Raw genomic sequence first — 25,298 nt, forward strand, 5'->3', positions numbered from 1 at the left:
ATGGCCATCAAACTAGGTATCAACGGCTTCGGCCGCATCGGGCGCAACGTGTTGCGAGCCGCCGTGCAGAACTTCAGCGACATCGAGATCGTCGGCATCAACGACCTGCTCGAGCCCGACTACCTCAAGTACATGCTGCAGTACGACTCGGTGCATGGCCGCTTCCAGGGCGAGGTCTCGGTCGAAGGCAACACCCTGATCGTCAACGGCAAGAAAATCCGCCTGACCCAGGAGCGCGACCCCGCCAACCTGAAGTGGAACGAAATCGGCGCCGACATCGTGCTCGAGGCCACCGGCCTGTCCCTCGACAAGGCCTCGGGTGAAAAACACCTGGCCGCCGGCGCCAAAAAAGTCATCTTCTCGGCCCCGTCGAAAGACGACACGCCGATGTTCGTCTACGGCGTCAACGACAAGACCTACGCCGGCCAGGCCATCATCTCCAACGCCAGCTGCACCACCAACTGCCTGGCCCCCGTGGCCAAGGTGCTCCATGACAAATGGGGCATCAAGCGCGGCCTGATGACCACCGTGCATGCCGCCACCGCCACCCAGAAAACCGTGGACGGCCCGAGCAACAAGGACTGGCGCGGCGGCCGCGGCATCCTGGAAAACATCATTCCCTCGAGCACCGGCGCGGCCAAGGCCGTCGGGGTGGTGGACCTGACCTGCGAACTCAACCAGGAAGCCACGCTCAAGGAAATCTGCGCCGAGATGAAGGCGCAAAGCGAAGGCGCGCTCAAGGGCATCCTCGGTTACACCGAAGACAAGGTGGTGGCCACCGACTTCCGCGGCGAGACCTGCACCAGCGTGTTTGACGCCGACGCCAGCATCGCGCTGGACAGCACCTTCGTCAAAATCGTCGCCTGGTACGACAACGAGTGGGGCTACTCGAACAAGTGCCTGGAAATGGTGCGCGTGGTCGCGAAATAATTCGCCGCCAGTTGCAACAAAAAACGCGCCTTTGGGCGCGTTTTTTTGTTGGCGGCATCACTTCAAGTGCCAGTGATCTCCGGCGTCCCTGACGGCCTTTCTTCACGCCCGTCCGGGTGCTTCGCAAAGCGTGCCGGGTCGCGTCCGTGCACAGGCGCATCGCTGTCAAACGACCAGCCACCGAACTGTGTGCGCTGGTAGTCGGCCATGGTCTGCGCAATTTCGGCCTGGGTGTTCATCACGAAGGGGCCATACTGCGCCACCGGCTCGCCGATCGGCTTGCCTTGGAGCAACAGGAACTCGGCCGCCTCGCTGCCGTTGACCAGCTCCACGGCCATTTCGGCACGCACCTCGATGGCAGCCGGGCTGCGCACGTCCTGGCCGCCGATGCTGACCGACTGGCCCTTGAAGAAGTACAGATTGCGCCGCGTGCCCTGGCCAGCGGCGGCAGGCAAGGTCCAGCGCGCACCGGGCGCCATGCGTATCGTCCAGATCGCCACGTCAGCATCGGCCTGCGCAGCCCAGGAGTCGGGCGGCGGTGCCAGTGGCTTGCCGGCGTCCTGCAGCCGTCCGGCAATCACGGCCACCTCGGTAGCGCGGCCTTCGGCGTCTTTGGTGGTCAGGCGCGGAATGTCTTGCGACCAGAACATGGTGAAGTGCGGATCGCTCATCTTGCTGCGTGCCGGCAGGTTCAGCCAGATCTGGAACAGCTCCAGCGGGTTGTCGTTTTTTTCGTCCAGCAGCGGGAACATCTCGGCGTGCACGATACCCTTGCCGGCTGTCAGCCACTGCACGTCGCCGCGCCCGAAACGCGCCATCGCACCCAGCGAATCCGAATGGTCGATCAGGCCCTTGCGCACGATGGTGACGGTTTCAAAACCGCGGTGCGGGTGCGGCGGGAAACCCGGCACTTTCTCGCCGTGGTACATGCTCCAGCCGTCCTTGCGGCTGAAGTCCTGGCCGATGGCACGGCCTGCCAGCGAGACCGCCGGCCCCATGTCGACGTTGGCCTTGGGGTAGGCGTCGTCGTGGTAGGCGCAGAACAAAAAGGGGTCCATCGTCTCCCAAGGAAAACCGAGAGGCTTGACCTGAACGATGGGACTGGGCGTAGGGGAAGAAGAGGACATGGCAGAGGACATGGCGTTGCTTTCAGAAGTCACCCTCAAGCTTAGCGGCATCTGTTTTCCCGTGCTTGGCGCCGGCCCGCGTGCACCCACGCGAGCCGGGGTTCGAGGCCACACCGGCCAATTCGGGACACGCCATCGTGGGTTCGTCCTACAGGATCTGGCCCGCATTGCAGGTAGATTTGCAGTTCGTCCTGTTGAATCTACCCAGAAATTATTTTAGGCAGTACAAGGCCGAGGCAGGAAAAACTGTCTGCGCACAATTTCGCGCGCATTTTTCGCTCAAATTCCGAAAGACTTCCATGAAATATTCCATTTTGCTGGCCGCCCTGGTTGCTACTCTTGGCCTGACCGCTTGTGACCGTACGGTTGTCACGCCTCCTCCTGCCGTCGTGACCGTTCCCGGTCCTGCCGGCGCTACGGGTGCCACGGGTTCTACCGGCTCCACCGGTTCTACCGGTTCGACGGGTTACACCGGCGCGACTGGTTCCACCGGCCCTAGCGGTGGTGCTACCGGCGCTACTGGCGCAACGGGTGCCACCGGCGCTACCGGTACCACCGGCGCCACCGGCGCTACCGGCGACACCGTGATTGTTGTCCCGCAAAAGTAAGCTTTCATCGCTCGGCCAGCCCTTTCGGGGCTGGCTGGCGTGATGCGGGTGCGCCACCGGTGCACCCATGAAAAAGGCCCCAGCCACCGAGGTGACTGGGGCCTTTTTCATGGCCGGGCAGACTTGGCGTAGGCGCCGGGTTCGCCTCTCGATTGCCCCTTGATCAGGCCTTCAATTTCCAGCCAGTGCGAAAGATCCACCACACGGCGCCCAGGCACAGCGCCAGGAAGCCCAGGATGGCGGCGACGCTGATGCCGACGTTGACATCCGCCACGCCGTAAAAGCTCCAGCGGAATCCGCTGATCAGGTAGACCACCGGGTTGAACAGCGCAATCTTCTGCCACAGCGGCGGCAGCATGTTGATGGAATAAAACGCGCCGCCCAGAAAGGTCAGCGGCGTCACCACCATCAGCGGCACCACCTGCAGTTTCTGGAAGTTGTCCGCCCAGAGACCGATGATGAAACCGAACAGGCTGAAGGTCAGCGCGGTCAGCAGCAGAAAGCACAGCATCCAGAACGGGTGCGCAATGCTGTAGGGCACGAACAGGCGCGCCGTGGCCAGGATCAGCAGGCCCAGCATCACGGACTTGCTGGCCGCCGCGCCCACGTAACCCATCGCCACCTCCATGGACGACACCGGCGCCGACAGCAGCTCGTAAATCGTGCCCGACCATTTCGGCATGTAGATGCCGAACGCGGAATTGGAGATGCTTTCATTGAGCAGCGACAGCATGATCAGGCCGGGAATGATGAAGGCGCCGTAGCTGATGCCGTCGATGTCGCCCATGCGCGAACCAATCGCCGCACCGAACACCACGAAGTACAGCGAGGTCGACAGCACCGGCGAGGCGATGGACTGGGTCAGCGTGCGGAAGGTGCGCGCCATCTCGAATCGATAGATGGCGCGGACAGCGTGCCAGTTCATGCGGCCTCCTTCAGGGCGGCCGGTTTGTCGGCATGCACCAGGCTCACGAAGATGTCTTCCAGCGAACTCTCGCTCGAGTGCAGGTCCTTGAAGTCGATGCCCAGTTCGGCCAGCTGTTTGAGCAGTGCCGCAATGCCAGTTTCCTCGCTCTGGGTGTCGAAGGTGTAGACCAGGGTGTGGCCCTCCCCCTCCAGCGCCAGCGGCAGCCCGGCCAGCGCCTGCGGCAGGTGCTGCAGCGGTGCCTGCAGCTGCAGGCGCAGCTGCTTCTTGCCGAGCTTGCGCATCAGCACCGCCTTGTCCTCGACCAGAATCAGCTCGCCCTTGCTGATCACGCCGATGCGGTCGGCCATTTCCTCGGCCTCCTCGATGTAGTGCGTGGTCAAAATGATGGTGACACCCTTGCTGCGCAGATCGCGCACCATTTGCCACATGTCGCGCCGCAGCTCCACGTCCACGCCCGCCGTGGGTTCGTCCAGGAAAAGAATGGTCGGCTCGTGCGACAGGGCCTTGGCGATCAGCACGCGGCGTTTCATGCCGCCCGACAGCGCCATGATCTTGCTGTCTTTCTTGTCCCACAGCGACAGGTCGCGCAGCACCTTCTCGATGTAGGCCGGATTCGGCGGCTTGCCGAACAGGCCCCGGCTGAAGTTCACGGTCGCCCACACGGTTTCAAACGCATCGGTCGACAGCTCCTGCGGCACCAGCCCGATCCTGGCGCGGGCGGCGCGGTAGTCGTGCACGATGTCATGCCCGTCGGCCGTCACCCGGCCCGAGCTGGCGCGCACGATGCCGCAGACGATGTTGATCAGCGTGGTCTTGCCGGCGCCGTTGGGCCCGAGCAGGGCAAAAATTTCGCCACGCCGAATGTCCAGGTTCACCGACTTGAGCGCGTGGAAGCCGGAGGCATAGGTCTTGGTGAGTTGCTGGATGGAAATGATGGGTGGCAAATCGGGCTTCCGTTTGATGTGGGCGCTGGTGAAGGTGCAGCGGCCCGCGTCACTGTAACCGGAACGCATGAAGGCTGCTCGCGCCGGGCCAGCGTCACAGGTAGCTGGTGATGGCAGGCGCCTGGGACCAGTTGTCGTGTTTGCCGTCCACATAGGTGATGGGGGCTGCGGCCAGTTCTTCGGGCGTCACATCTTCCAGGCAGCCCAGGTTCACGCCGTAGATGCTGTGGCCATCGGGGGTTTTGCCGATGCCGAAGGCGCGCACCCCGCAGTGTTTGCAGAAAAGGTGTTCGTTGCGCATCGTGTTGAACCGGTACTGGGTCAGCTCCGCCTGGCCCGACAGCAGCCGGAAATCTTCGGGCGCGACGATCGCCGGCCAGAAGCGGTTGCGCGAACAGATCGAGCAGTTGCAGCGGTAGGTACTGGCGCTCAAATCAATGTCGGCCTCAAAGCGGACCGCGCCACAGTGGCAGCTGCCATGAAAAGTCTTTTTCATCGGCGTTGTCAATGGTAAGTTGCCAAGGGTAAATGGTCAGGGCCTGGGATAGTTGAGCGCCGGGTACCAGTCGCTGCCGCGGCCTTCGGGCGTGCTGTCCAGAATGGTCCACAGCGGCATCAGGTCGGGCGCGCCGCGCGGGTCCTGGCCCGGGTCGGCGGTGGCCGCGCCCATCTCGCCGCTCCAGAAGTGTCGCAGGCTGCCGTCACGCCGCGTGAAGACGTTGAAGGCCGGCACGTCGGCGTCCTGCGCACTCACATAGTCGCGGGTGTAGTCGCCGCGCACATCCGAGTACAGCTGCAGGTGGCGCCAGCCGCGTTCTTTTTTGAAGGCCAGCAGGCGGGCGATCGGCGAGCGCGCCACCACCACCAGCGCGATGCGCTGCGCCACATCCTCGGCTTCGCCGTCCCAAGCCGACAGCAGCGAGGTGCACATCGGGCAGGGCTGCTTGCGTTGGGGTCCGAACATGTAGCTGTAGACGGCCAGCGTCTGCTTGCCTGCGAACAGTTCCGAAAAACGCACCGGGCCGTCCTCGCCCTCGAAGTCATAGTCCTTCGGCAGGACGCCGCCGGGCGGCAGTTCGCGCCGTTGCTGCGCCACGCGTTCGATGTGGCGCCTGAGCTCGATCTCCTCGGCCAGCAGCGCATCGCGTGCGCGCCGGTAGTCTGCGCTTTCATTGGGGAAGCGGACCCCGTTGTTCAGTGCCAGCTGTTTGGCCGGCTTCAGGGGCTGTGTTGCGTTCATGGCTGCACCTGTCGTTCAATCGCTGTTTTACTTCACCCGCCGGTAGGTGGCCGTCATGAAACGTTTCCAGCTGCCGTCGGCCTGGATCACCTGCGAGGCCAGCTCGTACGTGTCGGGTCCCTGCAAGGTGATGATGTCCTGGTAACGCACCAGCGTGCCGTCGCCGCTGAACGACGGGCCTTCCGTGTCCAGCGTCAGCACCTTGTCGGCCGCGTCCAGCGAGCCCGTGTAGTGCCACAGGTGCGTCATCATCGAACCGACAAAGGTGCCGACAAAGGCGCTTTTCTGCGGGTCGTACCCGAGTGTGATCAGCATGTGGGCCGGGCTGCCGTCGGGCATGCTGCCCTGGCTTTCGCACAGCACCCACAACTCGCCCAGGCGGCGCCCGGTTTGCTGGCCCGCGTGTTTCATGGCCGGCTGGCCCGGGCCCATGTCCGCCTCGCCTGCAAACGTCCATTCGCCCACCAGTTGCTGCAGCCAGCGGTGCTGGGCCAGCGCCGCCGCGGCGGCGCAGGGGTCTTGTTGTTCTGTACTGGACATGACAACCTGCCTTTCAGGGCATGGGCAGCGGGTTGATGACCATCCAGCCCACGCCGAAGCGGTCGGTCACCATGCCGAAGGACGAAGCGTAAAAGGTCTTGCCCAGCGGCATCTGCACCTGCCCGCCGTCGCTCAGCGCCTTGAACAGGCGCGCCGCCTCCGCGTCGGTGGGCGCGGTGAGCGTCAACGAAAAACCCTTGAACTCCGGCTTGCCGCCGAAAGTCATGCCGTCGGAGGCCATCACCTGCGTCTCGCCGATGCGCAGGTTGGAATGCATGATCTTGTCCTCCGAGCCCGGGGGGCACATGCCCGGCTGCTGTGGCTCGGGGTTCTCCTTGAAGCGCATCATCGCCGTCACTTCGGCGCCCAGCGCGGTTTTGTAAAACGTCAGGGCCTCTTCGCAGCGGCCGTCAAAAAACAGATAGGGTTGAACGAGCATGGTGATCTCCTTGGTTCGGTGAATCAGTGGATGACGGGGCGTTTGTGAGCGGGTCTGGCGACCCCCTACTTGGACCGTCCGTCGAAGTGCTGGACGGGAATGGCGGCAAGATCCACCCCTTCCAGGCAGCGGACATTGACCGCGGCCATGCGGTGTCCTTTGGGGTCCACACCCTCGCCATAGGCATGAATGCCGCATGTCTTGCAGAAGCGGTGTTCGATGACATGTTTGTTGAAGGTGTAGGTGGCCATGGCGTCTTCCGGCGTGAGGAGGCGCAGCTTCTCGCGCGGCACAAACCACATCAGCGCGCCCTTGCGGGTGCAGATGGAGCAGTTGCATTCCATGGCCCCGGTGAGTTCGCCTTCCACTTCAAACGCGACTTTGCCGCAGTGGCAGCTGCCCTGGTAGACCATGCTTCAGGCCTCCTCAAAAGCGTGCTGCAGGCGCTGCACGTCGATCTTGTGCATCTTCATCATGGCCTGCATGGCGGCCTTCGATTTGGCGCCATTTTTGTCCTGCAGCATCTCGCCCAGGGCGGAAGGAATGATTTGCCAGGACAGGCCGAACTTGTCGGTCACCCAGCCGCAGGGCTGGGGCTGCCCGCCTTCGGAGAGCTTGCCCCAGAGCTCATCGACTTCCTCCTGCGTCTTGCAGTCGACAAACAGCGAGATCGCCGGCGTGAAGCTGAAGTGTGGTCCGCCGTTGAAGGCGATCAGCTCCTGCCCCTCGATCTGGAAACTGGCGGACATCACCGTGCCCTTGGGTGCGGGACCGCCTTCGGCATACCGCCTGATCTCCCCTGTTTTCGAGTTTCTGAAGATGGAGGTGTAGAAGTTCATGGCTTCCTCAGCCTGGTCGTTGAACCACAGGAAGGGCGTGATTTTTTGCATGGGAATGCTCCTTGGAATCGCTGGCCAACCATTGCCTGCGTTATCAAACAGGGGTATCGTGACGATGTTGTGTACACCGTCCACAAAAGAATAGCAAAGATAATGGACGGCGTCCACATAAAAAGTAACAAACCATGACAGCCCTGTCCATCACGCCGCCGATCGCACCGCCGGCCCGCAGCACCTACCGCCATGGCGACCTGCGCCGCGCGCTGCTGGACGCCGGCATCGAGCTGGCGCGCGCGGGTGGGCCGGAAGCCGTGGTGCTGCGCGAGGCCACCCGCCGCGCGGGGGTGGCGCCCAACGCCGCCTACCGGCATTTCGCCAGCCGCCAGGCCCTGCTGCAGGCGGTGCGGGCGGCCGCGCTGTCGGCCGTGGCCCAGGCCATGGAGGCGGAGCTGGCCGCCGTGCCCGCCGGCTTGGGCCCGGCCGACCTGGCCCGCGCCAGCGTGCGCGCCGTCGGCACCGGCTACCTGCGCTTTGCCCAGACAGAGACCGGGCTGTTCCGCACCGCCTTTGCCGCCTCCGACGACATGAAGGGCGAAGCCCCGCGCGACCCCGACAAGGCCGGCCCGGGTGGCCTGAACCCGTTCGAGCTGCTGGGCGCCGCGCTCGACAAGCTGGTTGCCGCCGGCGTGATGCCGCCCGAGCGCCGACCCGGCGCCGAGTTCCTCGCCTGGTCCGCCGTGCACGGCCTGGCCATGCTGGTCATCGACGGCCCGCTGGGCCCGGTGATCGGCCCGCAAATGCAGCTGGTCGGCCAGCGCCTGCTCGACATGGTCGAAAAGGGGCTGTGAGCCGCCCTTGCACCTTTTCTTTCAAACCTGATGAAAATGGGTGACACCCGAACAGGAGTCACCCCATGCCCCAGTCCATGCCACTGCACATCGGAATCGTTGGCTGCTCCGCGGAAGGGGCGGCGCTGTGTTACCGCACCATTTGTGCCGAAGGCGCGCAGCTGCTCGGGCCCCACGCACACCCTGAAATTTCCATGCACACGCCCTCGCTCGCCGCGTACGTGCACTGCCTGGAGCGCGGCGACGTGAAAGGCGTGGGCGAGCTGATGCTGGACTCGGCCTACAAGCTCACAGCCGTTGGCGCCGACTTCCTGATCTGCCCCGACAACACCATCCACCAGGCCTTTGACTATGCCGCGCCGCGCTCGCCGCTGCCCTGGCTGCACATTGCCGAGGTGGTGGCGCACGAGGCCGTGCAGCGCGGTTTTCGCCGCATCGGCATACTCGGCACGCGCTGGCTGGTGGACAGCGCGGTCTACCCGGACAAGCTGGGCGCGCGCGGGCTGCAGTACCTGCGCCCGAACGATGCCGAGCGCGACGAACTGGGCCGCATCATCATGGACGAACTGGTGTGCGGCGTCCTCCGGCCCGAGGCCGTGGCGAGTTTCCAGCGCGTGATGGAAAGAATGAAAAGCGAAGGCTGCGACGCGGTGGTGCTGGGCTGCACCGAGATCCCGCTGATCATCAACGACGGCAACGCGCCGCTGCCCACGCTGGACTCCACGCGCCTGCTGGCGCGGGCGGCGCTGCAGCGTGCGGTGCACGGCACCGTTTAGGCATCAAATCGGCCCGCAGCCCAGTCAATACCTGCGCAAGCTGCTATCAAAAGAGAAGTCTCGGGCGATGTGACCCAGGCCGCGTACGGCAGCGGCCGCCGGCTCACAGCATTTTCTTGGGCACCAGGGCAATCGTCAGCCCCTTGGCCGTCACCGTGATGCTGCCGGGCTCCAGCCCCAGGCCGTCGGTCAGCATCAGGTCTTGCGGCTTGAGCTGGTGCAGCACCACTTCCTTCAGCGCCTGGCCGGCCAGGGTCGGGGCATACGCCTGCAGCAGCGACGCCGGGCCGGGCGCCATGTCGTCCAGGCGCAGGGCGTTGAGCCGTATCTGGTGTGCGCGCAGGGTCTGGTCGCTGGCCTCGTAACGCAGCGCAAAGTCCACGTCGAAGGTACCGGTCGAGGCGCGTGCCAGCGCCGGGCCGGCCGCGTCCACCACCATCTCGGTGCCCAGGCGGTTCAACTCGGGCAGCAGGCGCACGCGCGGCGCCTGCACATTCAGGTTCAGCAGGCTGCCCATTTCATAACGCCGCGGGAAGCGCTGCACCACGGCCTGCTGCAGCTGCTCGAGCGTCACCTTGTAGCCGGTTCCGCCGGGTGCGGCCGGTGTGGCGGCGCGCGCGGCACCGGCCAGGGCGATCCAGCCGGGCAAGGTCAACAACAGTCTGCGTTTCATCGGGCCTTCATGAAAAAGCGCATGCAGGCATGCAATCGGTCATTGTGCGCCGCGACGGTGCTGTCGCAGCGCATACCCGCCTTCCGAATGCGGTTGTCCGCCACATCCCGTTACGTGCAGACATCTGCTGCGTACAAGTCCACATACACACGACACCTGCCGCGCGTTCAATGCATCAACCCGGCTGCTGGTGGACGGGTGTCAGGACAGCTCATGAAAACGACTCTTTTGGTTTTGGCCGTGGCCGGCCTGTCCGGCTGCGCCGTCTATCCGGTGCCGGCTTACCCGACCTATGGCGGTGGCCCGCCCATGGTGGTGGAGCAGCCGGTGTACATCGAAGGCGTGTACCAGCGCCGCGGCTACAGCCACGACTACCCGCGGGGCTACAGCTGGCCCGCGCCTGTGGTGGTGGTGCCGGCTCCGGTGCCGCGCGCCCTTCCGCACGGACCGCCGCCACATGCGTCGCGCCACGGCCATGGCCACGGTGACCGGGATCAGGACCGTGATGGCGACGGCGCGCGTGACCGCTGGGACCGCTGGCCCAACGACCCGCGCCGCAGGTAGAAAGCTTGCCCTACCAGCCGAGGTTCGCGTACAGGCGGGCCAGGGTGGCGTCGTCGGGCACGCCGGAAGCCGGCAGCCCGGCACGCTGCTGGTACCTGAGCAGCGCCTTCTGCGTAGCCTCGCCGTACCAGCCATCCACAAAGCGCGCGCCGCCATAACCCAGCAGCATCAGCGCCAGCTGTACGTTGCGCATCGCGAGGTCGGGCAAAGGCCCAAGCTGGTAACGTTTGTGGGCCAGCGCCAGCTTCTCGTCGTAGCGGTTCTTCTGGAAATCCTGCCCGTTGTAGCTGAAGGCAAACTGCCCCCAGTCGGCGTTGCGCAGATGCCGCGCAAGATCGCCCTGCGCGATGAACCCCGCCATCGCATCAAGCTGCGCATCTTCTGAGGCCTGGCTGGCGTCCACCAGTGCCTCCACACGGGCAAAGCCGACCTTGCTGGCGTTGAAGCCCATCACCTGGCCCAGACCCCAGGACGTGCTTTTCAGCGCCGCCTCTCGGTCAAGTGCCATGGCCCGGGTGAGCCGCTCATACTGAAAAACGCCGCCATCCCCGTAGCCCCCCGCGCTGCGGTTGCTGATGTCGGGCGCCTGGCCATCGAAGTGGCCATGCGTGAGCCGGCTGAAGCAATGGCGCTCGAACAGGATTTTGGGTCGCCGATCCGGCAGGAAGCCGCAGCCACTGGTTTCCACCGTCAACACGGCCCAGAACGCAGGGGCCTCCACCCCCAGCCTGTCGAGCACCGTTTCGATGCCGTGTTGCGACAGCGGTGACGCCTTGCCTGTAAACATGAGCCGGTTTCCTTTCTGCCGCCGGCGATGCAGGAACGATGCGGTCCTGAAAAGGCGGGCGTGTGTTGGAGAGTTGTGATGCTCCCGTTTGTAGCGGACCGGCGGCGATTTGGCATCCCCCAAATGGAGGACACCATGCGCGGTGCAGCGGCAACAACACCCATGGGGCCGTGATGTTTTTTTCGCCACGCCACCCGTCCCGCCGCGCGCGCGTTCGGTCGCCGGTCAAGCATGAAACTGGCCACCAGCCCAGTGAACACGGGCGAAAGCAGCTATAACAACAGGAGTGTCAGAGCGCCGTTGCGGGAATCGGCCGACTGGCCCATCATTGGCAGCAAAGAGGCAAGCGCATGTTTTTCAGCCATTCCAACGAGATCTGGAGCCAGTGCCCCGAGCTGGTACCGGGCGCCATGTTTGTCCGGGGCATCAGCAGCAAGGCGGCGGTCGGCCCGCAGGTGGCGCGCTTCAGCGGCATTGCCGCGGCGCGGCTGGCCAGCGGCGGCGAAGGCGAGCTGCCCGAGATCAAGGCCTGGCGCCAGGTGTTCTCCAAGATGGGGCTCAAGCCCACCAAGTACCGCTGCGCGGCCGAGGCCTTGCTGCGCCGCCTGCGCAAGGAAGGCGCCCTGCCGCGGCTGCACCCGCTGGTGGACCTGTGCAACGCCGTCTCGGCGGCCTTTGCCATTCCGGTGGCCGTGTTCGACCTGGCCAAGGTGGTGGGCGACCTGCAGGTGCGCCACGCCACCGGCCTCGAGCATTACCAGACCTTCTCCGGCGAGCTTGAGCACCCCGACGCGCAGGAAGTGATTTTTGTCGACGAGGCCGACAACGCCCACGCGCGCCGCTGGACCAACCGGCAAAGCAGCCTGTCGGCCGTCAGCGCCGACACCAGCACGGTGCTGATCGTTGCCGAAGCCTTGCACGAGTCGGCCTGGGAAGACATGCGCACGCTGCTCGCCGCCCTCATGCACGAAGTGCCTTTGGCCTGGCCCGCCGCCACCGCCAAGGCCCGCGTGCTGACCCGGGCGGCCCCGCGCTTCGAGCTGCAGCCGACACCAGCCGCGCGCTGACAACCCGGCTGACGTCATGGCGGGCCTGCCCGCCCTCCATGACCTTTGTCTCCAGCAACGCCAGGTAAAGCGCACGTGCTGACTTGAAACAACATGTGTGTTGCGTCGTCGGGGTGGCCGCGCCACACGTTGTACACGGGATCATCATGACTTCATCTGGTCACACAACTAGCTCACTCAAAGGACTCTCATGAACAAATTACTCGCTACCCTGATCGCTACCCTCGTCACTGGCGCTGCATTTGCGCAAGCTGCCGCGCCCGCTACCCCAGCCGTGCCCGCGACGCCTGCGGTGGTCAAGGCAGAAGCCAAGGCCGACAAGTCTGTGGCAGCTGCTGTGAAAAGCGAAGCCAAGGTTGACGTCAAGGCCGACACCAAGGTTGAAAAGGCAGAAGTCAACGCTGCTCAAAAGAAGGCCAAGGCCGTGAAAAAGTCCGCCACGACCAAAGCCAAGGCACAAGCCAAGGTCGCCAAGGCCGACGCAGATGACAAAGCCAAGGCCACCGCCAAAGCTGAAAAAACCAGCGTGAATGCCGACGCCAAAGCCGACAAGACCATCATCAAGGCCGACGCCAAGGTGGAAACCGTCAAGGCCAACGCTGCAGCTGACAAAGCTACCGCCAAAGTCGAAACCGGCGCCGTCAAGGCAGAAGCCAAAGCCGACGTGAAAGCCGCCGGCAGCAAGTAATTGCTACGCAGCGGCTGCCAGCAGCCGCGCCAGCGAAAACAAAAAAGACAGGCATTGCCTGTCTTTTTTTATGGGCGTCTGAAGAGGGGTTGGCTGTCTGCGGGGCTGATCATTCAAGCGCCGCCAGCTTGACGAAGGCCCCTATGGCAGATGCAGGGCGAACGGGTCAGCCAGCAGTATTCAAGACAAATCGGCCGCCAGCCATTTTTTTACCTGCGCAAGCAGCTATTAAAACAGGAGCGTGCAGCGCGCCTAGCGCCCCACCACCGACCAGCCCGCCTTCAGGTTGGCCTTGTCGTTCTCATACTCCCAGGCCGTGCCGCAGCGGTCACAGCGGTACTTGGTGACGGTGACCAGCGCGCCGCCGCGCCGTTCCTGGCGGTTGGCGCCCTGCACCAGCTCCGGGTGGCCCGGGGCCTTGCGCCAGTTGCGCTGGATGCCGGCGCACGAGTCGCACAGCTCCATTTTTTTCAATTCGGTTTTTCGGTTCAGGTCGTCGGTCATGGTGGGGCTCTTGAGGTGGGGTGACGCCGGGCCGGTGCGTGCACAAGGCCGGGCGTGATGGGCTCCATTGTCGCGCCTTGGCCGGCCTGCATCAAATCTTCACGCCAAATCGGTCCCTGGCCCAAACGCTGGCTCCTGCGCTTGCATGGCGCAGAACCCTGGTGATGCCCGGTGTTTTTACATGGCGCTTCGTTCAAGCATGAAAGGCAGCACGATGCTTTCAATCACCCGGATCAGGCGGCGCTCTCCAGCCAGGTAAGGCTTGGCGCCCTCCAAAAGCTGCGCATTGTCGGCTGCGATCTCGTCCTCCAGGTTTTTCAGTGCATCGGGCAACCTCGCCCGCATGCTGCTCAGCTCCCGCAGGCAGACTTGTTCTGGAATCCCCAACGCGGCACCCGCCTTGATGAAAGAGTCGCGCGTGACCTCGCCAAACTTTGCAGCCCCAGGCAACGCAATCATCATGTCAAGCGCCGGCCAGATGGCCCTGTCTCCGGCCATGGCTGTCGTGTGGTACGCCGCAGTGCACAACATGTCGTACGGCGGCGACAGCTCAACGCCCTCCGCGCTCACCCTGAAGGAGATGTTCTTCAAGTGGTTGTCGTCGTTGCCGACCAGTACATTGAACATCAGCCAGCGATAAATTCCCAGGCGAGCCGCCGCCCTGTTGCGGCACAGCTCAATACATTGCGCCAGCGTCTTCAGACTGGCGGAGGTGTTCTTGAAATTCCGCGACTTGTTCAGGAGCTGGCAGGCATCGATGATGTGCAGCCGCTGGGTGCGGCCACGGGCATCCTGCATGCGGTCAAACCGCTCGATGATGTAAACCGGCTCGGGTACATACCGGCGATAGACCGCCGGTGGCGCCAGCCCCACCTTGCCAGCCAGCTTCAGTACCAGGTACTCGTTGATGACAGAAGACGGGTAGTCTTCGCCGGGATGGTTGGGCTTGAGGATGTGGGTGGACGGCTCTGCCCCGACGGGCTCGAAAAGCTGGCCATTCCGGTAGACCACCAGGAGCTTGGGTTGGGCGCCGGCCACCGACATGCGTTTGGGCGCACCACTGCTCAGGGAGACGCGGGCCATGTTGCGGATGCGCCCACTCAGCGCCTCGTCGGCAAGCGCCTGAAGTTCCCCCTCGGTGGGCGCCTGGGCCCCCGGCGGCAGCAGCACCAGTGAGCCGGCTGACTCCGCGCCCAGCCAGGCCAGCAGTGCGAAGGCGTCGTCGCCTTTCAGCCCCGCCTCTTTGATGACCGCCTCACGCAGCGCGCCCTCGGGGAGCAGGTTGTCAAAGTACCACTGGACCGGGCGAAGTGAGCCGCCGTCCCGGATCAAGCCCGGCTGACCTTCCACAGAACCCTGCCGGGGCAGCCCTGGCGCCAGGTCAAAACTGTCAGGGCCCGCAGCCCACGCGGTGTCGTATTCGAAAGTCCACAGGTCGTTGCCCTCGGAGATCCCGCCCACCAGCTGGCCGTTCAAAAAGGCGTTCAGAAACCGCATCAATCACGCTCCACCGGCTTGCTGGTTGGGCTGGCGGTGAGCTTGCCGCTTGCAGCCGCTTTTTCCTGAAGCCTGAAAAGCTCATCCTGTGCGTCGGACGGGATGTCGATGGAAACAGAGATGCCCATCTCACGCAGGAGCTTGATGACGCGGTCGAACTGGACCGTAGGTTTGCCGTGTTCCACGTCCGAGGCAAATTGCTTGCTGACGCCAGCGGTCGCCGCCATGTCGTCGATGCGGATGCCGCTGCTGCGCCGCACCGCCCGAAGTGCGCGGCCAAGCTCGGCAACAGACTGGATGGGGATCTTCATATAAATTCCTGTGAGCAAAGGAATTTAAGAAGAAAAAGGAGCTGTTGTCAACGTAATTCCTGCAGCCGAAGGAATTTTTGTCTTTTCTGCTGTTGCCGTGCTAAAAATCCTGCGTATGCAGGATTTTTATTGATAAATCCAATTTGAGGCCTCATGAATGCCTGCGGCCGAAGGTATTTTTACTCTCTACTTGTCACCAGTTAGCCATGCGGAAGTTTGAGGCCAAATCGGGCTCCAGCTCTTTTGACGCGGACGCAAGCAGCTATCAAAAAAAGAGCGCTACAGGCTCGCCAAGGCCTGCAGCCGCAGGTGTGCCGCGTCGCCCGCATCCACCGGCAACTGCTGTTTGGCGCGCAGGTAGTGGTTGGTGAACACGTCCAGGTAAGCCTCCAGCGTCTGCGCCGCCTGGGTGTCACCGGCCAGCTCCAGGCACAGCGCGCCGACCTCCGAGGTGCAGAAGTGCGCGTCGCGCTGCGAGCGGCGCAGGCGGTAGCGTGACAGCTGCTCGCTCTGCAGGCTCAGCACCGGCAGCTTGTCCAGGTAAGGGCTTTTGCGAAACATCTTGCGCGCCTCGGGCCAGGTCGCGTCCAGCAGCACAAACAGCGGTCGCTTCGCCGGCGTGCCGTCCAACGCTTCGGCGGGCAACAGTGCCGTCACCACCCGCTCCTGCGCCACAAACTCCCCCGGAAACACCAGATACGGCTGCCACTGCGGATCGGTCAGCAGCGCCAGCAGCCCGGGGTCGACCTCGGTGCGCGCCCAGCCAAAGGCAAAGGTGTCGGCCACCACATCGGCAATCAGCCAGCCGGTGTTGCTGGGCTTGAGTGGCTCGATGTCGGCCATGACCAGGCACACTCCCGCCCGCACAGCCACGGCCGGGCGCAAGGCGCACAGGCAGTGGCTGGGAACCAGCCGGCAACCGACGCAGCGCTCCCCGCGCGGGCCACCGCGCGCCAGAAAAGGTTTGGAGCTGCGCGCCAGGCGGGCGGCGCGCAGAAGGCTGACCGCATGAGGAAGGGCGTGAGGCGCTGGGGGCACGGGATTCATTCAGCGGCAGCTCGGCCTGCCCCAGCTTGACGGATCAGGCAGCAGGCCGGTGAATCACGCACAGCTTGTTGCCGTCCGGGTCGCGCAGGTAGGCCAGGTAAGGCTTGCCCGGGTGGGTTTCGCGCACGCCCGGTGGGTCTTCACAGGTGGTGCCGCCGTTCGCAACGCCGGCCGCATGGAAGGCGTCGCCCTGTTCCGCAGACTCCAGCTTGAAACCAATGGTGCTGCCGTTGCCATGGCAGGCCGGCTCGCCATTGATGGGCGTGGTGATGCCGAAGGTGCCACCGGGGCTGCGGTAGAAATAGCGGTTCTTGTTGGCGACGCCGGGCGCGATGCCCAGGGTGCCGAGCACCGCGTCATAAAACTTCTTCGAGGCTTCGAGGTCGCTGACGCCGACCATGACATGACTGAACATTGATGTTGTCTCCGTGAGGTGCCTGATGTAGGCGAAAGGTATCGGGCGATGGTAATGGATGGGCCACCGTTAGGCAAAAAGTTCTTCTGCAGGTTTGCGCATCAACTTCCAAGGCCTGGCGTGTGCAGGTGCAGCATGCTGCGATGCCGGAATGTATAGAAGGCATCGGCCATGAAGTGGGACAAGTAGACAAGGGGCACGGAGGTGTTGTGCAACAAAGACATTTGCGTCAACGAGTGTTCGTCGGCGCTCGATGCCAGGGCCGGTGTGTCCTTTACACGCCTAAACTGCTCAGGTCACAAATCGTATAACTATTCTTTGGGGGGACCTTATGACAAACTCGTTGATAAACCGCTGTGCGTGCCTGGCCGTCTTGTTCGGCGCGCTGCTGCTCACTGGCTGCGCCACCAGATTCGAGAAGCAGGCTTTTAACAGTGAAGCCTCTTCTGGAATCAGGAAAATTGCCGTTCAGCAGTGGGATGACCAGGACGAGTATCCTGCCCGCGTCGTCAATCACCCGGGCATGAGTTTCGGGTTGATCGGTGCAGCCATCATGGCCGCCGATACCGCCAACAAAACCAAAAAACTCAACGACCTCCTGGACCCCAGGAAAACAAAAATCAACTCCGACTTCTATGCAAAAGCCCTGCCGGGCCTGCGGCAGCTCGGGTATGAAGTCGTCGCCGTGCCGTTAAAACGCGGCGTCAATCCAGCGGCCGTGAAAGAAACCGAGCGCGTGACGACAGGGCAGGACGCGTTTCTGCAGTTGAACATCGAGGCGGCGTATCTTGCAGCAGGCGCATCGACCGCGTACTTTCCTTTTGTGGTCATGACCGCAGAGCTCAATGACAGCAAATCCAAGGCTCTTTTGTACAGAGAGGTCTACCACTACGGTTACAACGCCGGCGACAAGGATGTCGTGCATATTGAAGCCGCAGCCGACTGCAAATTCAGTGACATCGACAAACTGGTGGCCGACATCGAAAAAACCAGATCCTGCCTGACGGCCAGTGTCGACATTCTGGTCAAGCAGATCGTGGCTGACCTGAAAAAGTAAGTTCGCCCACTGACGCCTCAACACATGCGCCATCTCTTCATCCGTCTGGCGGCGGCAGGTTGCCTGGCCGCTGTTCATCTGGTGGGCAACGCGCAAGACCCTGCGCCGCTTGCCACCCAGAACGCGGCCCCCGCCGCGCAAGGCACGGCGCCCTGTTGCCAGCAATTGAAGACGCTGGCCAGGGTGCCCCTTCCGCTTGAAAAAACCGAGTTGAGGCTGGACGAAAAATCCCCTGCTCATGACTTTGGACAAGGCGCACAGGCGTTGTTGTTGCTGGAGCTTCCGGCCTACACGAAGACATATACCGTCAGCATCGCCAGCCTTCCCCAGGCTGGCGGCGCGGGTAACGCCAACGAACTCACGCACGTCGCCATGCGCATTGAAACGCTGGATGCGGACTTTTCGCCCCTCAGGGTGTACCCCCACACCGGCATGAAGAAGCGCGGCCATGGGTATGAGAAGACGATCTTCATCAACCCCTCCAACCAGAACGAACGCTACCTGCTGATTTACGGGGCCTTGAACCTCGAGCCTGCACAGGTCACCGTGTCCAGGACCGATGTCGTGTTTGTCGGCACGGGCTTCTTCATTGGCGGCATCGACAACGCCTTCACGCTGAGGGCCACCAGCAGCGGCGTGCTTCAGGTTGAAGCCAAGGGCCTGCAACCCGCGAAACCATAAGCTGCGAGTGCGCGCGGCGTCACGGCGCCCCTGCGCTCGCCGGGGTCAGCCGGCCGCCGGGTCAAGCGCCCGGCCGGTGCAAGGCGCAGCGCTTGTTGCCATTGGGGAAGCTGGACGGCTCTCAGCCGTGCTCAGCGGCTGTCCACGCATTCAAGTTCAAACAGCGGCACATCGAGCTGGCGGCTCAGCCACACGCCGCCGCCAATTTCGGTCAGGCCCTCGCGCAGGCCGCGCCGGTACAGCTGCGCCGGGTGGCGATGCAGGCGTGGGTCGGCCAGTTCGTCGTCGATGACGTCGCGCTCGTAGTCTTCGCGCGTGGCGGCCTCCACATACAGCGCGCCCCGGCACAAGCGGCCCAGGTTGTGCAGGGCCCGCTTCAGGTCGGGCGCGCTCAGGTAGGGCAGCACGGCCTGGCAGATCACCAGGTCGAACGGCTCGGCAGAAGCGTAGTCCACCACCGACCCACGCTCCCAGCCAAACCGTTCGCACAGGTACGCGCTGTACTCCACGCCCTGGTAACTCGCATCAGGAAAGTGCTTGGCCACAATCTCGCGCCACACGCCAATGCCGCAGCCCATGTCCAGCACCCGCTTCACGGGCACGCGCAGGTACTTGAGGTAGCTGCACACAAAGGTGCCCAGGCGCTCGACATGCGCCGGGTCCACCACGCCGGTCTTCTCGTCAAAGTAATAGCGCTGGTAGTACGCTTCATCGAACCATTGATCACTTGCAGATTTCATGCGCTTCGCTCTTCTTTCTTCTGCAGTCCGTCAGCATGCTGCGCGACGGCAACAGCGCACGAGGCGTACGGCAATGTTTCAGGGAACATGAGGCAAGGCCCCAGGTGCATGCCATGGAGTATGGCGCAGGGGGAAGAAATGGCGGGTTCGTGGGTGCGGCTTGGGATGGTGAGGCCCTCACGCTGACGTCACTGTTCAGGCGGCGCAGCCGTGAAGCCGATGGTGCTCATTGCCGTGGCAAGCCGGCTCGCCTTCGAGAGGCGTGGTGATCGCGACGCTACCCGTTGGGCTGCGATGGAAATAGCGGTTCTTGTTCGCCGTGCCCGGGGCGATGCTTAACGTGTCGACCAGTGCGTCATAAAACTTCTTCGAGGCCTCAAGGTCATTCACACCAAGAACCACATGACGGAACATTGCTTCCTCCGTGGGCCGCCCGGGGATGGGCCAAAGGGATCGGGGGATGGTAATGGATGGTTGGTCACTGAAGCGAGGCCGCTGTCGGTTTGCGCTGGGAGCTTAGTCGGTAGACGATATGGATGATGAGCAGCAGTGGCGGTCGAAAAAATCTCATCTGAATTGAGGATGTGAATAGGGATTAACTGTGCCACCATCTCACGGCAAATCGACAAAGCCTTATCCACCAAGTAATTCCTAGTTGCCCAAATGCAAACACATGCAGGCGGTGCAATTCATGACATCAAGGAAAGTTATGCCAACTCAATTAGATCAATTTTGTTTGCCTTTAAGTGCCATATGCAGGTCGATGGCCGATTGGAAAGACTTTTCAGCAATTGCAGGAACCGCAGTGGCGGTAGTGACCGCAGGGGTCGCCCTTTGGAAGACCTTTACGGAGATAAGAAAGAATCGTGAGCAACGAGAGGCCGAACTTCGACTGAAAAGGACAGAGTTCACTTTAGCTCAGCATCGCAGACTTTTCGATGATCCTGTCTTATCAAAGGTGCTTCGTTTAATTGATGGAGATTCATCTGCGCTGGCCGATCCAAGCATGTGGGACCCAAAGCGGAAGTACCTAACCTTTATTGAAGAGCTCTGCTTGCTAATTAAGGCCGGATACATCAAAAAAAATGTTGCGCTTTATCTATTTGGGTACTATGCGGAAGCAGCATTCGGTGGAAAGAACTTTAGAACTGGGATGGCGTGGGAGGCGCGTTATTGGGGGTTGTTCTTTGGATTTGCCGAAGAGGCAAGGGAATTCTTGAGGCAAGCGGCAGATGGAAAGCCTATAAATTTCGAAGAGATGGGGATCTAATGAAGCCAATTCTTACCCTGTTGGAGGGGAAGTGGTTTGCAAACAGACACGTTTCAACGAGAGACCTCTTTGTTCCGCTTTTCTCCGTGTGGACGAGAAATCCTCTGGAAACTTGCCACCACGAGCAATTTACAAATGAACAGGCATTTCGATCGGCAGTCAAATACGCATTTCAAAATCATCGGGCGTCAACAATTTACATTGGCGCACATGGAGATAGCAGAAAAATTCATGGATTTCATGAAAACGGCATATCTGTCACGGTGATTAAGAACGCAATCTGCAAACAGCCTCCGGGCACAAAACGAGGAATCTATTTCGGCGCTTGCAACTTTGTGACCGCCCGGAACGCAGAGGTACTCCTTAAAAATTGCGATAGATTGTCTTGGGTGGCTGGATACGACGCATCGGTCAATTGGACAGACTCCGGCATTCTTGACCTTTACTTTTTTCGTCACCTTCTCTTTCCAACTCCAGGGCGTGGCAACCTCAGACCCGCGACACCAAAGCGTCGACTCGAGCACGCGGTCGCGAAAGTTCAGGACGATTTGGGGCCCCTTGCAACCAGGCTGAAATTTAAAGTCTACACACGCAAACACGGCGGCGGTGTAATAGAACTCATGAGCAATGACATCGAAGAAATATAGGCCGTCATCGACTTAGCAATAGACATAGACCATGTAACGTTTTCAGCCGATGAAGCCGTGCTCTAGTCCTCATCGACAGAAATGCTTCTGAATTGTTCAAGCGCTTCGATTAGCTCTCTAAGATCTGTCGGAATTTCATGGACCCCAAACATAGAAGCTACTTGTACGTCGCTAACTGAAACTTGCACCAGCTCTTGAATCTTTGTGTTCAATCTGGCTAACATCTCTTTCCCAGGAAGAAGCGCCAATCTAGCCTGCGGGATATTCCATGCAATCTCGAATTCTTCGATAGCCTTTTTATTAATTGTTGCGGGATCTAGATTCGGCTGAATTTTCTTGGCGATGTCTAGATTGCGCGCTAAAACTTGCGATAGCACGCTGCTCTTGACCTCTGACGCGATGTCATCAAGAAAACCTGCAATGTCGGGACATTCGAGTAGATCAGTGCCGATACGGCGAGCACGTTCAGCGAGCCTAGACTTCACCGCTCTTGTCAGTACACTGACATTTAATAAGTAGTTTTCAATTTCTTTGCATTTGTGGACATATAGAAATGCGGCGTGCTTTTTTAGCTCTGCTTCTACTTGTTTAACTTCGTCTTTCGATCGATAGTCTCGATCCAATACAACAGCTCTAGCCATTTTAGAACCAATAGTTAACTCGATACCCTTGGCCAGGTCCTCCATTCTTCTGGGGTTGAATCCATCTAACTTAACTAACGCAAAGTCAGTTCGATTTGCCAATCTATCAAACCCCATGGTTCTCGCAAAACGAGCTAATACATCGAAATCTAGACCCTCAACAAAAATGATGCGTCGAGTTTTTGCAATTTGAGTCAGCGTTGGATTGAGATTGGATCCGAGCACAGAAAAGACACGCTTTATTTGGCTAGCATCCTTGACTCTAGACGCGGATTTTCGCTTCTTATTGATTGTTAACAGGCTACCCGGGTCAGTCTCAGAAATAATCTCGGTTGAATGCGTCGCGATCAAGATATCCGGCCCGAGATCTCGCAAGAGTGCGACTAGCTGTCGTTGGAGATCCGCATGAAGGTATATGTCTGGCTCATCAATGACGAGGAGTCCTGCGCCGGACGACTTCACTATGTGCGTGAGCATTTGACACCATACTTGGAAGCCGTATCCTGCCCAGCATATTTCTCGAGGAAATCTTTCTTCTGGGCAGAACATCTTTAACACCCTGGATTGCGGAGTATTGCCGGGCTGGATTTCAGGCTTCTCAATATCCATGCCGGGCCAGGTGCTCTGAATGAGCGCTCTAAACTGATCAAATTGATCGGGATAGTGATGCCAGATATTTCTAAAATTTCTCGATGCTCCACTCGTCATTAATGCTCGCCTAGCGGCCTCTTCTTGGTAGAGTAATTCGTTCTGCTCTACCGGGCCGAGAATCGGGACGAAGCCGACGCTCACATCAAATTTCTGCTTGAAGGTTGTTGGTGTATTCGCTCTGTCGCCGTATGAGTCTGGAAGGAGAAAACATGCGCCTTGCTCAGGAAAATGCAGAATTAACCTGTTTCCATTTGACAATCGAAAGGTTACTTCTGCAGGCTCAGAATCATCGTAGTCATGAAAAATATTCTCTGCCGATATTGGCAAATCTGCGATGTTGAATCTGTGTCCCCAACGTCGTATTCCATTGGCGTGGACTTGTTCCGCGTTACGGGAGCGGGCTCGACGGAGACCTTCGGCTAGTATTCTAAAAACCCCAATAATTGTCGACTTTCCTGCGTTGTTTGGCCCAACTAAAACATTGAAGTCTTGCAAGCTTATCTGGAAGCTATGAAACGCTTTGTATCGTTTGAAGTGAACGGAGGTAATGCGAGTTGAAGCCATAACTGCCGGTTGCTCAATAAGTAAGTTTATCTATTCGAAATTTATGGGATCAAGGACGGATATTTTGACGACCATTAATTGCTGTTCAAGTCGAAGCTCTATTAAAAAAGATTACAAGCGATTGCCGAACATACAAAAATTGAGCGTTGTTCATGGCGAAGCCGGCGCATCTTTAACTAGCTATAGCCAGCATTTCATTCTTTCAATATTGGCAACACCGTCAACAATGCCCGGTTCAGTGTACGAATTGATACATCATGGCCTTCAAAACACAACAGCGATAGAGTGACTACGTTATTCCGGGGACTTCATCACCGCGAAATTGCGTAGATTCCCTAGGGTAAATAAATCACAAAATTCAGAGTGAGCCGAGACTTGACGCGATATCTACCGACTGGGGTTGCGATGCGCGTCAAGTCCCACTGGTTCAACCAGACCTATGCCCCGATGCCGCCCGAGGCATTGGGGGGTGAGCGGCTTCAGGTATCGTCGTCCCATCTTTCCAACCTTCAGGCTCTCCCTTGCCAGACGCCATCCACTTCTACGAACCCCGCCACGGCCACGGCTTGCCGCATGACCCGTTCAACGCCATCGTCGGGCCGCGGCCGATTGGCTGGATCTCGTCGCACAACGCGGCCGGGGCGCTGAACCTGGCGCCTTACAGCTTTTTCAACGCCTTCAACTACGTGCCGCCCATCGTGGGTTTCGCCAGCATTGGCTACAAGGACACGGTGCGCAACATCGAGGCCACCGGCGAGTTTGTGTGGAACCTCACTACGCGCGCGCTGGCCGAGCAAATGAACCAGACCTGCGCCGCGGTGCCGCCCGAGGTCAATGAGTTCGAGCTGGCCGGCCTCACGCCCGCGCCCTCGCGCGTGGTGGCGGTGCCGCGTGTGCTCGAGAGCCCGGTCTCGTTTGAATGCCGGCGCACGCAGGTGCTGCAGCTTGAAGGGGTGGACGGCAGTAAGATTGACACCTGGCTCGTGCTGGGCGAGGTGGTGGCGGTGCACATTGCCAGGGCGCTGCTGAAAGATGGCGTGTACGACACGGCCAACGCCGGCCATGTGCTGCGCGGCGGCGGGCCGGGCGACTACTTCACCGTGGGGCCCGAGCAGTTGTTCCGCATGTACCGGCCGCGCTAGCGTTGACCGTTCGGACGCACCGGCACAGCGCCTAATCCGGTTTGATGTTCCCGTCCCGGATCACCTTGGTCCACTTGGCGCTTTCGGTGCGCAGTGCCACGGTGGCTTCCTGCGGCGTGCTGTAGGTCGCGATCACGCCCTGGGCCAGCAGTGATTCCTTCACGTCTGGCAGGGTCAGGATGGATTTCAGCGCGTCGTTGAGCCTGGTGACGATGGCGGCAGGGGTGCCGGCCGGCGCGGCAATGCCGAACATCGAGCTGACCTCAAAACCTTTCAGGCCGGCTTCGGTGGCAGTCGGCACTTCCGGCAGGGTGGCGATGCGCTGGGCGGACGCGGCGGCAATCGCGCGCAGTTTGCCGGCCTTGATGTGGCTTTGCGCGGCCGGCGCGGTCTCGATCATGCTGTCAACCTGGCCGCCCATCAGGTCGGTCATGGCGGGGCCGCTTCCCTTGTAGGGCACGTGCAGCATCTGCACGCCGGCGGCGCGCTGGAACATTTCGCCGGCCAGGTGCTGCGGCGAGCCATTGCCGGCGGACGCAAAGCTCAGCGGCGCGGACCGGGATTTGGCCAGGGCAATGAATTCAGCCAGGGTGTTGGCCTTGATCGACGGGTTGACCACAAACACCAGCGGCACGGTGCCGACGATCGCGACGGGCGCGAAACTCTTGTCCATGTCAAAGGTGGCCACCTTCGGGTTCAGCGCCGCGCTGATCGAGTGGCTGGTCATGGCGCCCATGAGCAGGGTGTAGCCGTCGGCCGGCGCGGCTGCCACGGCCGCTGCGCCTATGCTGCCGGCCGCGCCGGCGCGGTTGTCGACAACGACCTGTTGCCCCAGGGCGACCGACAGCTTTTGCGCCATCACCCGTCCAATCACGTCGGTTGCGCCGCCGGGCGGATAGGGCACCACCAGCTTGATCACCTTGTTCGGGTAGTCCTGGGCTAGGACCGGGCCGGTCATGCCAAGCACGGCAGCGGCGGCCATGCCGGCCAGCAGGGCGCGCCGGGCAAGGGATTTTTCAAGAGGAAAAGGGCGCAATTTCAAGGGTGTCTCCTGGTGGTTTCAAACCGGTGCGTCGTGAAAAAAAGCCGGCGAATTTTTTAGATTTTTGATCAGGCTCGCCTGTCGACGCTTG

General features: G+C 61.2%; 31 protein-coding genes and 1 pseudogene. 12 read left to right on the forward strand and 20 right to left on the reverse strand.

What is annotated here, in order from left to right; genetic code table 11:
- Positions 1 to 930 (forward strand): type I glyceraldehyde-3-phosphate dehydrogenase, encoded by a 930-nt coding sequence (locus tag B7G53_RS19950; protein WP_096670985.1) that lies wholly within the window; start codon positions 1 to 3, stop codon positions 928 to 930.
- A gap of 62 nt (positions 931 to 992) precedes the next feature.
- Here the strand turns inward: B7G53_RS19950 and B7G53_RS19955 are convergent, their stop codons facing one another.
- Entirely contained in the window at positions 993 to 2,069 is a 1,077-nt protein-coding gene (locus B7G53_RS19955) for a pirin family protein (RefSeq protein WP_176491424.1), read from the reverse strand.
- A 287-nt stretch (positions 2,070 to 2,356) separates the two neighbouring features.
- On the opposite strand from B7G53_RS19955, the gene B7G53_RS19960 reads away from it, so the two are divergent.
- Complete coding sequence (locus B7G53_RS19960) at positions 2,357 to 2,665, forward strand: hypothetical protein (protein WP_096671045.1); 309 nt, start codon at positions 2,357 to 2,359, stop codon at positions 2,663 to 2,665.
- A 163-nt stretch (positions 2,666 to 2,828) separates the two neighbouring features.
- Here B7G53_RS19960 and B7G53_RS19965 read toward each other — a convergent pair whose 3' ends face one another.
- The 8 genes from B7G53_RS19965 to B7G53_RS20000 all read right to left on the reverse strand — a co-directional run bounded on the left by B7G53_RS19965 (position 2,829) and on the right by B7G53_RS20000 (position 7,646).
- On the reverse strand, positions 2,829 to 3,590 hold the full coding sequence (locus B7G53_RS19965; RefSeq protein ID WP_096670987.1) for an ABC transporter permease: 762 nt from the start codon (positions 3,588 to 3,590) through the stop codon (positions 2,829 to 2,831).
- Positions 3,587 to 4,537, reverse strand: coding sequence for an ABC transporter ATP-binding protein (locus tag B7G53_RS19970; protein WP_096671047.1), 951 nt, complete (start codon positions 4,535 to 4,537; stop codon positions 3,587 to 3,589). Before B7G53_RS19970 ends, B7G53_RS19965 begins: the two co-directional genes overlap by 4 nt.
- Before the next feature lie 94 nt (positions 4,538 to 4,631).
- Positions 4,632 to 5,033, reverse strand: a complete 402-nt coding sequence (locus B7G53_RS19975) for a GFA family protein (protein ID WP_096670989.1) — start codon at positions 5,031 to 5,033, stop codon at positions 4,632 to 4,634.
- A gap of 36 nt (positions 5,034 to 5,069) precedes the next feature.
- Complete coding sequence (locus tag B7G53_RS19980; protein WP_096670991.1) at positions 5,070 to 5,777, reverse strand: DUF899 family protein; 708 nt, start codon at positions 5,775 to 5,777, stop codon at positions 5,070 to 5,072.
- Positions 5,778 to 5,804: 27 nt separating this feature from the next.
- Positions 5,805 to 6,317 carry a DUF1579 domain-containing protein gene (locus tag B7G53_RS19985; protein WP_096670993.1) on the reverse strand — a complete coding sequence of 171 codons (513 nt, stop codon included), beginning with the start codon at positions 6,315 to 6,317 and terminating at the stop codon, positions 5,805 to 5,807.
- Between the two features lie 13 nt (positions 6,318 to 6,330).
- The gene (locus tag B7G53_RS19990) at positions 6,331 to 6,756 is read right to left on the reverse strand and encodes a VOC family protein (RefSeq protein WP_096670995.1); all 426 of its coding nucleotides are present in this window, start codon (positions 6,754 to 6,756) and stop codon (positions 6,331 to 6,333) included.
- A 65-nt stretch (positions 6,757 to 6,821) separates the two neighbouring features.
- The gene (locus B7G53_RS19995; RefSeq protein WP_096670997.1) at positions 6,822 to 7,169 is read right to left on the reverse strand and encodes a GFA family protein; all 348 of its coding nucleotides are present in this window, start codon (positions 7,167 to 7,169) and stop codon (positions 6,822 to 6,824) included.
- Positions 7,170 to 7,172: 3 nt separating this feature from the next.
- On the reverse strand, positions 7,173 to 7,646 hold the full coding sequence (locus B7G53_RS20000) for a VOC family protein (protein WP_096670999.1): 474 nt from the start codon (positions 7,644 to 7,646) through the stop codon (positions 7,173 to 7,175).
- A 134-nt stretch (positions 7,647 to 7,780) separates the two neighbouring features.
- On the opposite strand from B7G53_RS20000, the gene B7G53_RS20005 reads away from it, so the two are divergent.
- The gene (locus B7G53_RS20005; protein ID WP_176491426.1) at positions 7,781 to 8,443 is read left to right on the forward strand and encodes a TetR/AcrR family transcriptional regulator; all 663 of its coding nucleotides are present in this window, start codon (positions 7,781 to 7,783) and stop codon (positions 8,441 to 8,443) included.
- 77 nt (positions 8,444 to 8,520) lie between these two features.
- On the forward strand, positions 8,521 to 9,219 hold the full coding sequence (locus B7G53_RS20010; RefSeq protein ID WP_096671051.1) for an aspartate/glutamate racemase family protein: 699 nt from the start codon (positions 8,521 to 8,523) through the stop codon (positions 9,217 to 9,219).
- 103 nt (positions 9,220 to 9,322) lie between these two features.
- Here B7G53_RS20010 and B7G53_RS20015 read toward each other — a convergent pair whose 3' ends face one another.
- Positions 9,323 to 9,892, reverse strand: coding sequence for a DUF1439 domain-containing protein (locus B7G53_RS20015; RefSeq protein ID WP_096671001.1), 570 nt, complete (start codon positions 9,890 to 9,892; stop codon positions 9,323 to 9,325).
- Between the two features lie 213 nt (positions 9,893 to 10,105).
- On the opposite strand from B7G53_RS20015, the gene B7G53_RS20020 reads away from it, so the two are divergent.
- A complete protein-coding gene (locus tag B7G53_RS20020) occupies positions 10,106 to 10,456 on the forward strand; it encodes a hypothetical protein (RefSeq protein ID WP_141396409.1) in 351 nt (116 codons plus the stop codon).
- Between the two features lie 10 nt (positions 10,457 to 10,466).
- Here B7G53_RS20020 and B7G53_RS20025 read toward each other — a convergent pair whose 3' ends face one another.
- On the reverse strand, positions 10,467 to 11,243 hold the full coding sequence (locus B7G53_RS20025; RefSeq protein WP_096671005.1) for an N-acetylmuramidase domain-containing protein: 777 nt from the start codon (positions 11,241 to 11,243) through the stop codon (positions 10,467 to 10,469).
- A 350-nt stretch (positions 11,244 to 11,593) separates the two neighbouring features.
- Here B7G53_RS20025 and B7G53_RS20030 point away from each other — a divergent pair, with 350 nt between their 5' ends.
- Positions 11,594 to 12,310 (forward strand): B3/B4 domain-containing protein, encoded by a 717-nt coding sequence (locus B7G53_RS20030; RefSeq protein ID WP_096671007.1) that lies wholly within the window; start codon positions 11,594 to 11,596, stop codon positions 12,308 to 12,310.
- Positions 12,311 to 12,500: 190 nt separating this feature from the next.
- Complete coding sequence (locus B7G53_RS20035; RefSeq protein ID WP_096671009.1) at positions 12,501 to 12,998, forward strand: hypothetical protein; 498 nt, start codon at positions 12,501 to 12,503, stop codon at positions 12,996 to 12,998.
- A gap of 252 nt (positions 12,999 to 13,250) precedes the next feature.
- Here the strand turns inward: B7G53_RS20035 and B7G53_RS20040 are convergent, their stop codons facing one another.
- The 5 genes from B7G53_RS20040 to B7G53_RS20060 form a co-directional block, all read right to left on the reverse strand.
- The gene (locus B7G53_RS20040; protein WP_096671011.1) at positions 13,251 to 13,502 is read right to left on the reverse strand and encodes a hypothetical protein; all 252 of its coding nucleotides are present in this window, start codon (positions 13,500 to 13,502) and stop codon (positions 13,251 to 13,253) included.
- A gap of 177 nt (positions 13,503 to 13,679) precedes the next feature.
- Positions 13,680 to 14,999, reverse strand: a complete 1,320-nt coding sequence (locus B7G53_RS20045) for a HipA domain-containing protein (protein ID WP_096671013.1) — start codon at positions 14,997 to 14,999, stop codon at positions 13,680 to 13,682.
- Positions 14,999 to 15,310: a helix-turn-helix domain-containing protein gene (locus B7G53_RS20050; RefSeq protein WP_096671015.1), complete on the reverse strand. Its 312-nt coding sequence runs from the start codon at positions 15,308 to 15,310 to the stop codon at positions 14,999 to 15,001. Before B7G53_RS20050 ends, B7G53_RS20045 begins: the two co-directional genes overlap by 1 nt.
- Before the next feature lie 279 nt (positions 15,311 to 15,589).
- A complete protein-coding gene (locus B7G53_RS20055) occupies positions 15,590 to 16,357 on the reverse strand; it encodes a tRNA-uridine aminocarboxypropyltransferase (RefSeq protein WP_096671017.1) in 768 nt (255 codons plus the stop codon).
- A gap of 34 nt (positions 16,358 to 16,391) precedes the next feature.
- The gene (locus B7G53_RS20060) at positions 16,392 to 16,772 is read right to left on the reverse strand and encodes a VOC family protein (RefSeq protein ID WP_096671019.1); all 381 of its coding nucleotides are present in this window, start codon (positions 16,770 to 16,772) and stop codon (positions 16,392 to 16,394) included.
- A gap of 331 nt (positions 16,773 to 17,103) precedes the next feature.
- Here B7G53_RS20060 and B7G53_RS20065 point away from each other — a divergent pair, with 331 nt between their 5' ends.
- Positions 17,104 to 17,829 (forward strand): hypothetical protein, encoded by a 726-nt coding sequence (locus B7G53_RS20065; protein WP_141396410.1) that lies wholly within the window; start codon positions 17,104 to 17,106, stop codon positions 17,827 to 17,829.
- Positions 17,830 to 17,853: 24 nt separating this feature from the next.
- A complete protein-coding gene (locus B7G53_RS20070) occupies positions 17,854 to 18,510 on the forward strand; it encodes a hypothetical protein (protein ID WP_096671023.1) in 657 nt (218 codons plus the stop codon).
- Between the two features lie 131 nt (positions 18,511 to 18,641).
- On the opposite strand, the gene B7G53_RS20075 is transcribed toward B7G53_RS20070, so the two are convergent.
- Together B7G53_RS20075 and B7G53_RS20080 are read right to left on the reverse strand one after the other, a co-directional pair.
- Positions 18,642 to 19,250 (reverse strand): class I SAM-dependent methyltransferase, encoded by a 609-nt coding sequence (locus tag B7G53_RS20075; RefSeq protein WP_096671025.1) that lies wholly within the window; start codon positions 19,248 to 19,250, stop codon positions 18,642 to 18,644.
- 191 nt (positions 19,251 to 19,441) lie between these two features.
- Positions 19,442 to 19,664, reverse strand: a pseudogene (locus B7G53_RS20080) (VOC family protein); the annotation flags it as partial.
- A 295-nt stretch (positions 19,665 to 19,959) separates the two neighbouring features.
- Here B7G53_RS20080 and B7G53_RS22635 point away from each other — a divergent pair.
- Together B7G53_RS22635 and B7G53_RS22640 are read left to right on the forward strand one after the other, a co-directional pair.
- Positions 19,960 to 20,520, forward strand: a complete 561-nt coding sequence (locus tag B7G53_RS22635) for a hypothetical protein (RefSeq protein ID WP_141396411.1) — start codon at positions 19,960 to 19,962, stop codon at positions 20,518 to 20,520.
- On the forward strand, positions 20,520 to 21,167 hold the full coding sequence (locus B7G53_RS22640; protein WP_141396412.1) for a hypothetical protein: 648 nt from the start codon (positions 20,520 to 20,522) through the stop codon (positions 21,165 to 21,167). The genes B7G53_RS22635 and B7G53_RS22640 overlap by 1 nt, the downstream gene beginning before the upstream one ends.
- A gap of 62 nt (positions 21,168 to 21,229) precedes the next feature.
- Here B7G53_RS22640 and B7G53_RS20090 read toward each other — a convergent pair whose 3' ends face one another.
- Positions 21,230 to 23,023 (reverse strand): ATP-dependent nuclease, encoded by a 1,794-nt coding sequence (locus B7G53_RS20090; protein WP_096671029.1) that lies wholly within the window; start codon positions 23,021 to 23,023, stop codon positions 21,230 to 21,232.
- 521 nt (positions 23,024 to 23,544) lie between these two features.
- On the opposite strand from B7G53_RS20090, the gene B7G53_RS20095 reads away from it, so the two are divergent.
- The gene (locus tag B7G53_RS20095) at positions 23,545 to 24,165 is read left to right on the forward strand and encodes a flavin reductase family protein (RefSeq protein ID WP_096671031.1); all 621 of its coding nucleotides are present in this window, start codon (positions 23,545 to 23,547) and stop codon (positions 24,163 to 24,165) included.
- Between the two features lie 31 nt (positions 24,166 to 24,196).
- On the opposite strand, the gene B7G53_RS20100 is transcribed toward B7G53_RS20095, so the two are convergent.
- Positions 24,197 to 25,147 (reverse strand): Bug family tripartite tricarboxylate transporter substrate binding protein, encoded by a 951-nt coding sequence (locus B7G53_RS20100; protein ID WP_096671053.1) that lies wholly within the window; start codon positions 25,145 to 25,147, stop codon positions 24,197 to 24,199.
- Positions 25,148 to 25,298 lie beyond the last annotated feature (151 nt).

The sequence above is a fragment of the Polaromonas sp. AET17H-212 genome (genome assembly GCF_002379085.1).
In the GTDB taxonomy this organism is placed as follows: Bacteria; Pseudomonadota; Gammaproteobacteria; order Burkholderiales; family Burkholderiaceae_C; genus Polaromonas.

Bases quoted from the DNA above. Each gene is read 5' to 3' on its own strand.
- B7G53_RS19955 (WP_176491424.1), bottom strand. From the start codon at position 2,069: ATGTCCTCTGCCATGTCCTCTTCTTCCCCTACGCCCAGTCCCATCGTT.
- B7G53_RS20020 (WP_141396409.1), top strand. From the start codon at position 10,106: ATGAAAACGACTCTTTTGGTTTTGGCCGTGGCCGGCCTGTCCGGCTGC.
- B7G53_RS20060 (WP_096671019.1), bottom strand. From the start codon at position 16,772: ATGTTCAGTCATGTCATGGTCGGCGTCAGCGACCTCGAAGCCTCGAAG.
- B7G53_RS20050 (WP_096671015.1), bottom strand. From the start codon at position 15,310: ATGAAGATCCCCATCCAGTCTGTTGCCGAGCTTGGCCGCGCACTTCGG.
- B7G53_RS20090 (WP_096671029.1), bottom strand. From the start codon at position 23,023: ATGGCTTCAACTCGCATTACCTCCGTTCACTTCAAACGATACAAAGCG.
- B7G53_RS20010 (WP_096671051.1), top strand. From the start codon at position 8,521: ATGCCACTGCACATCGGAATCGTTGGCTGCTCCGCGGAAGGGGCGGCG.
- B7G53_RS22635 (WP_141396411.1), top strand. From the start codon at position 19,960: ATGCCAACTCAATTAGATCAATTTTGTTTGCCTTTAAGTGCCATATGC.
- B7G53_RS19965 (WP_096670987.1), bottom strand. From the start codon at position 3,590: ATGAACTGGCACGCTGTCCGCGCCATCTATCGATTCGAGATGGCGCGC.
- B7G53_RS19990 (WP_096670995.1), bottom strand. From the start codon at position 6,756: ATGCTCGTTCAACCCTATCTGTTTTTTGACGGCCGCTGCGAAGAGGCC.
- B7G53_RS20025 (WP_096671005.1), bottom strand. From the start codon at position 11,243: ATGTTTACAGGCAAGGCGTCACCGCTGTCGCAACACGGCATCGAAACG.
- B7G53_RS20015 (WP_096671001.1), bottom strand. From the start codon at position 9,892: ATGAAACGCAGACTGTTGTTGACCTTGCCCGGCTGGATCGCCCTGGCC.
- B7G53_RS20065 (WP_141396410.1), top strand. From the start codon at position 17,104: ATGACAAACTCGTTGATAAACCGCTGTGCGTGCCTGGCCGTCTTGTTC.
- B7G53_RS20040 (WP_096671011.1), bottom strand. From the start codon at position 13,502: ATGACCGACGACCTGAACCGAAAAACCGAATTGAAAAAAATGGAGCTG.
- B7G53_RS20045 (WP_096671013.1), bottom strand. From the start codon at position 14,999: ATGCGGTTTCTGAACGCCTTTTTGAACGGCCAGCTGGTGGGCGGGATC.
- B7G53_RS19995 (WP_096670997.1), bottom strand. From the start codon at position 7,169: ATGGTCTACCAGGGCAGCTGCCACTGCGGCAAAGTCGCGTTTGAAGTG.
- B7G53_RS19975 (WP_096670989.1), bottom strand. From the start codon at position 5,033: ATGAAAAAGACTTTTCATGGCAGCTGCCACTGTGGCGCGGTCCGCTTT.
- B7G53_RS20035 (WP_096671009.1), top strand. From the start codon at position 12,501: ATGAACAAATTACTCGCTACCCTGATCGCTACCCTCGTCACTGGCGCT.
- B7G53_RS19960 (WP_096671045.1), top strand. From the start codon at position 2,357: ATGAAATATTCCATTTTGCTGGCCGCCCTGGTTGCTACTCTTGGCCTG.
- B7G53_RS20000 (WP_096670999.1), bottom strand. From the start codon at position 7,646: ATGCAAAAAATCACGCCCTTCCTGTGGTTCAACGACCAGGCTGAGGAA.
- B7G53_RS22640 (WP_141396412.1), top strand. From the start codon at position 20,520: ATGAAGCCAATTCTTACCCTGTTGGAGGGGAAGTGGTTTGCAAACAGA.
- B7G53_RS20030 (WP_096671007.1), top strand. From the start codon at position 11,594: ATGTTTTTCAGCCATTCCAACGAGATCTGGAGCCAGTGCCCCGAGCTG.
- B7G53_RS20055 (WP_096671017.1), bottom strand. From the start codon at position 16,357: ATGAATCCCGTGCCCCCAGCGCCTCACGCCCTTCCTCATGCGGTCAGC.
- B7G53_RS20005 (WP_176491426.1), top strand. From the start codon at position 7,781: ATGACAGCCCTGTCCATCACGCCGCCGATCGCACCGCCGGCCCGCAGC.
- B7G53_RS19980 (WP_096670991.1), bottom strand. From the start codon at position 5,777: ATGAACGCAACACAGCCCCTGAAGCCGGCCAAACAGCTGGCACTGAAC.
- B7G53_RS20070 (WP_096671023.1), top strand. From the start codon at position 17,854: ATGCGCCATCTCTTCATCCGTCTGGCGGCGGCAGGTTGCCTGGCCGCT.
- B7G53_RS19950 (WP_096670985.1), top strand. From the start codon at position 1: ATGGCCATCAAACTAGGTATCAACGGCTTCGGCCGCATCGGGCGCAAC.
- B7G53_RS20100 (WP_096671053.1), bottom strand. From the start codon at position 25,147: ATGGCCGCCGCTGCCGTGCTTGGCATGACCGGCCCGGTCCTAGCCCAG.
- B7G53_RS20075 (WP_096671025.1), bottom strand. From the start codon at position 19,250: ATGAAATCTGCAAGTGATCAATGGTTCGATGAAGCGTACTACCAGCGC.
- B7G53_RS19985 (WP_096670993.1), bottom strand. From the start codon at position 6,317: ATGTCCAGTACAGAACAACAAGACCCCTGCGCCGCCGCGGCGGCGCTG.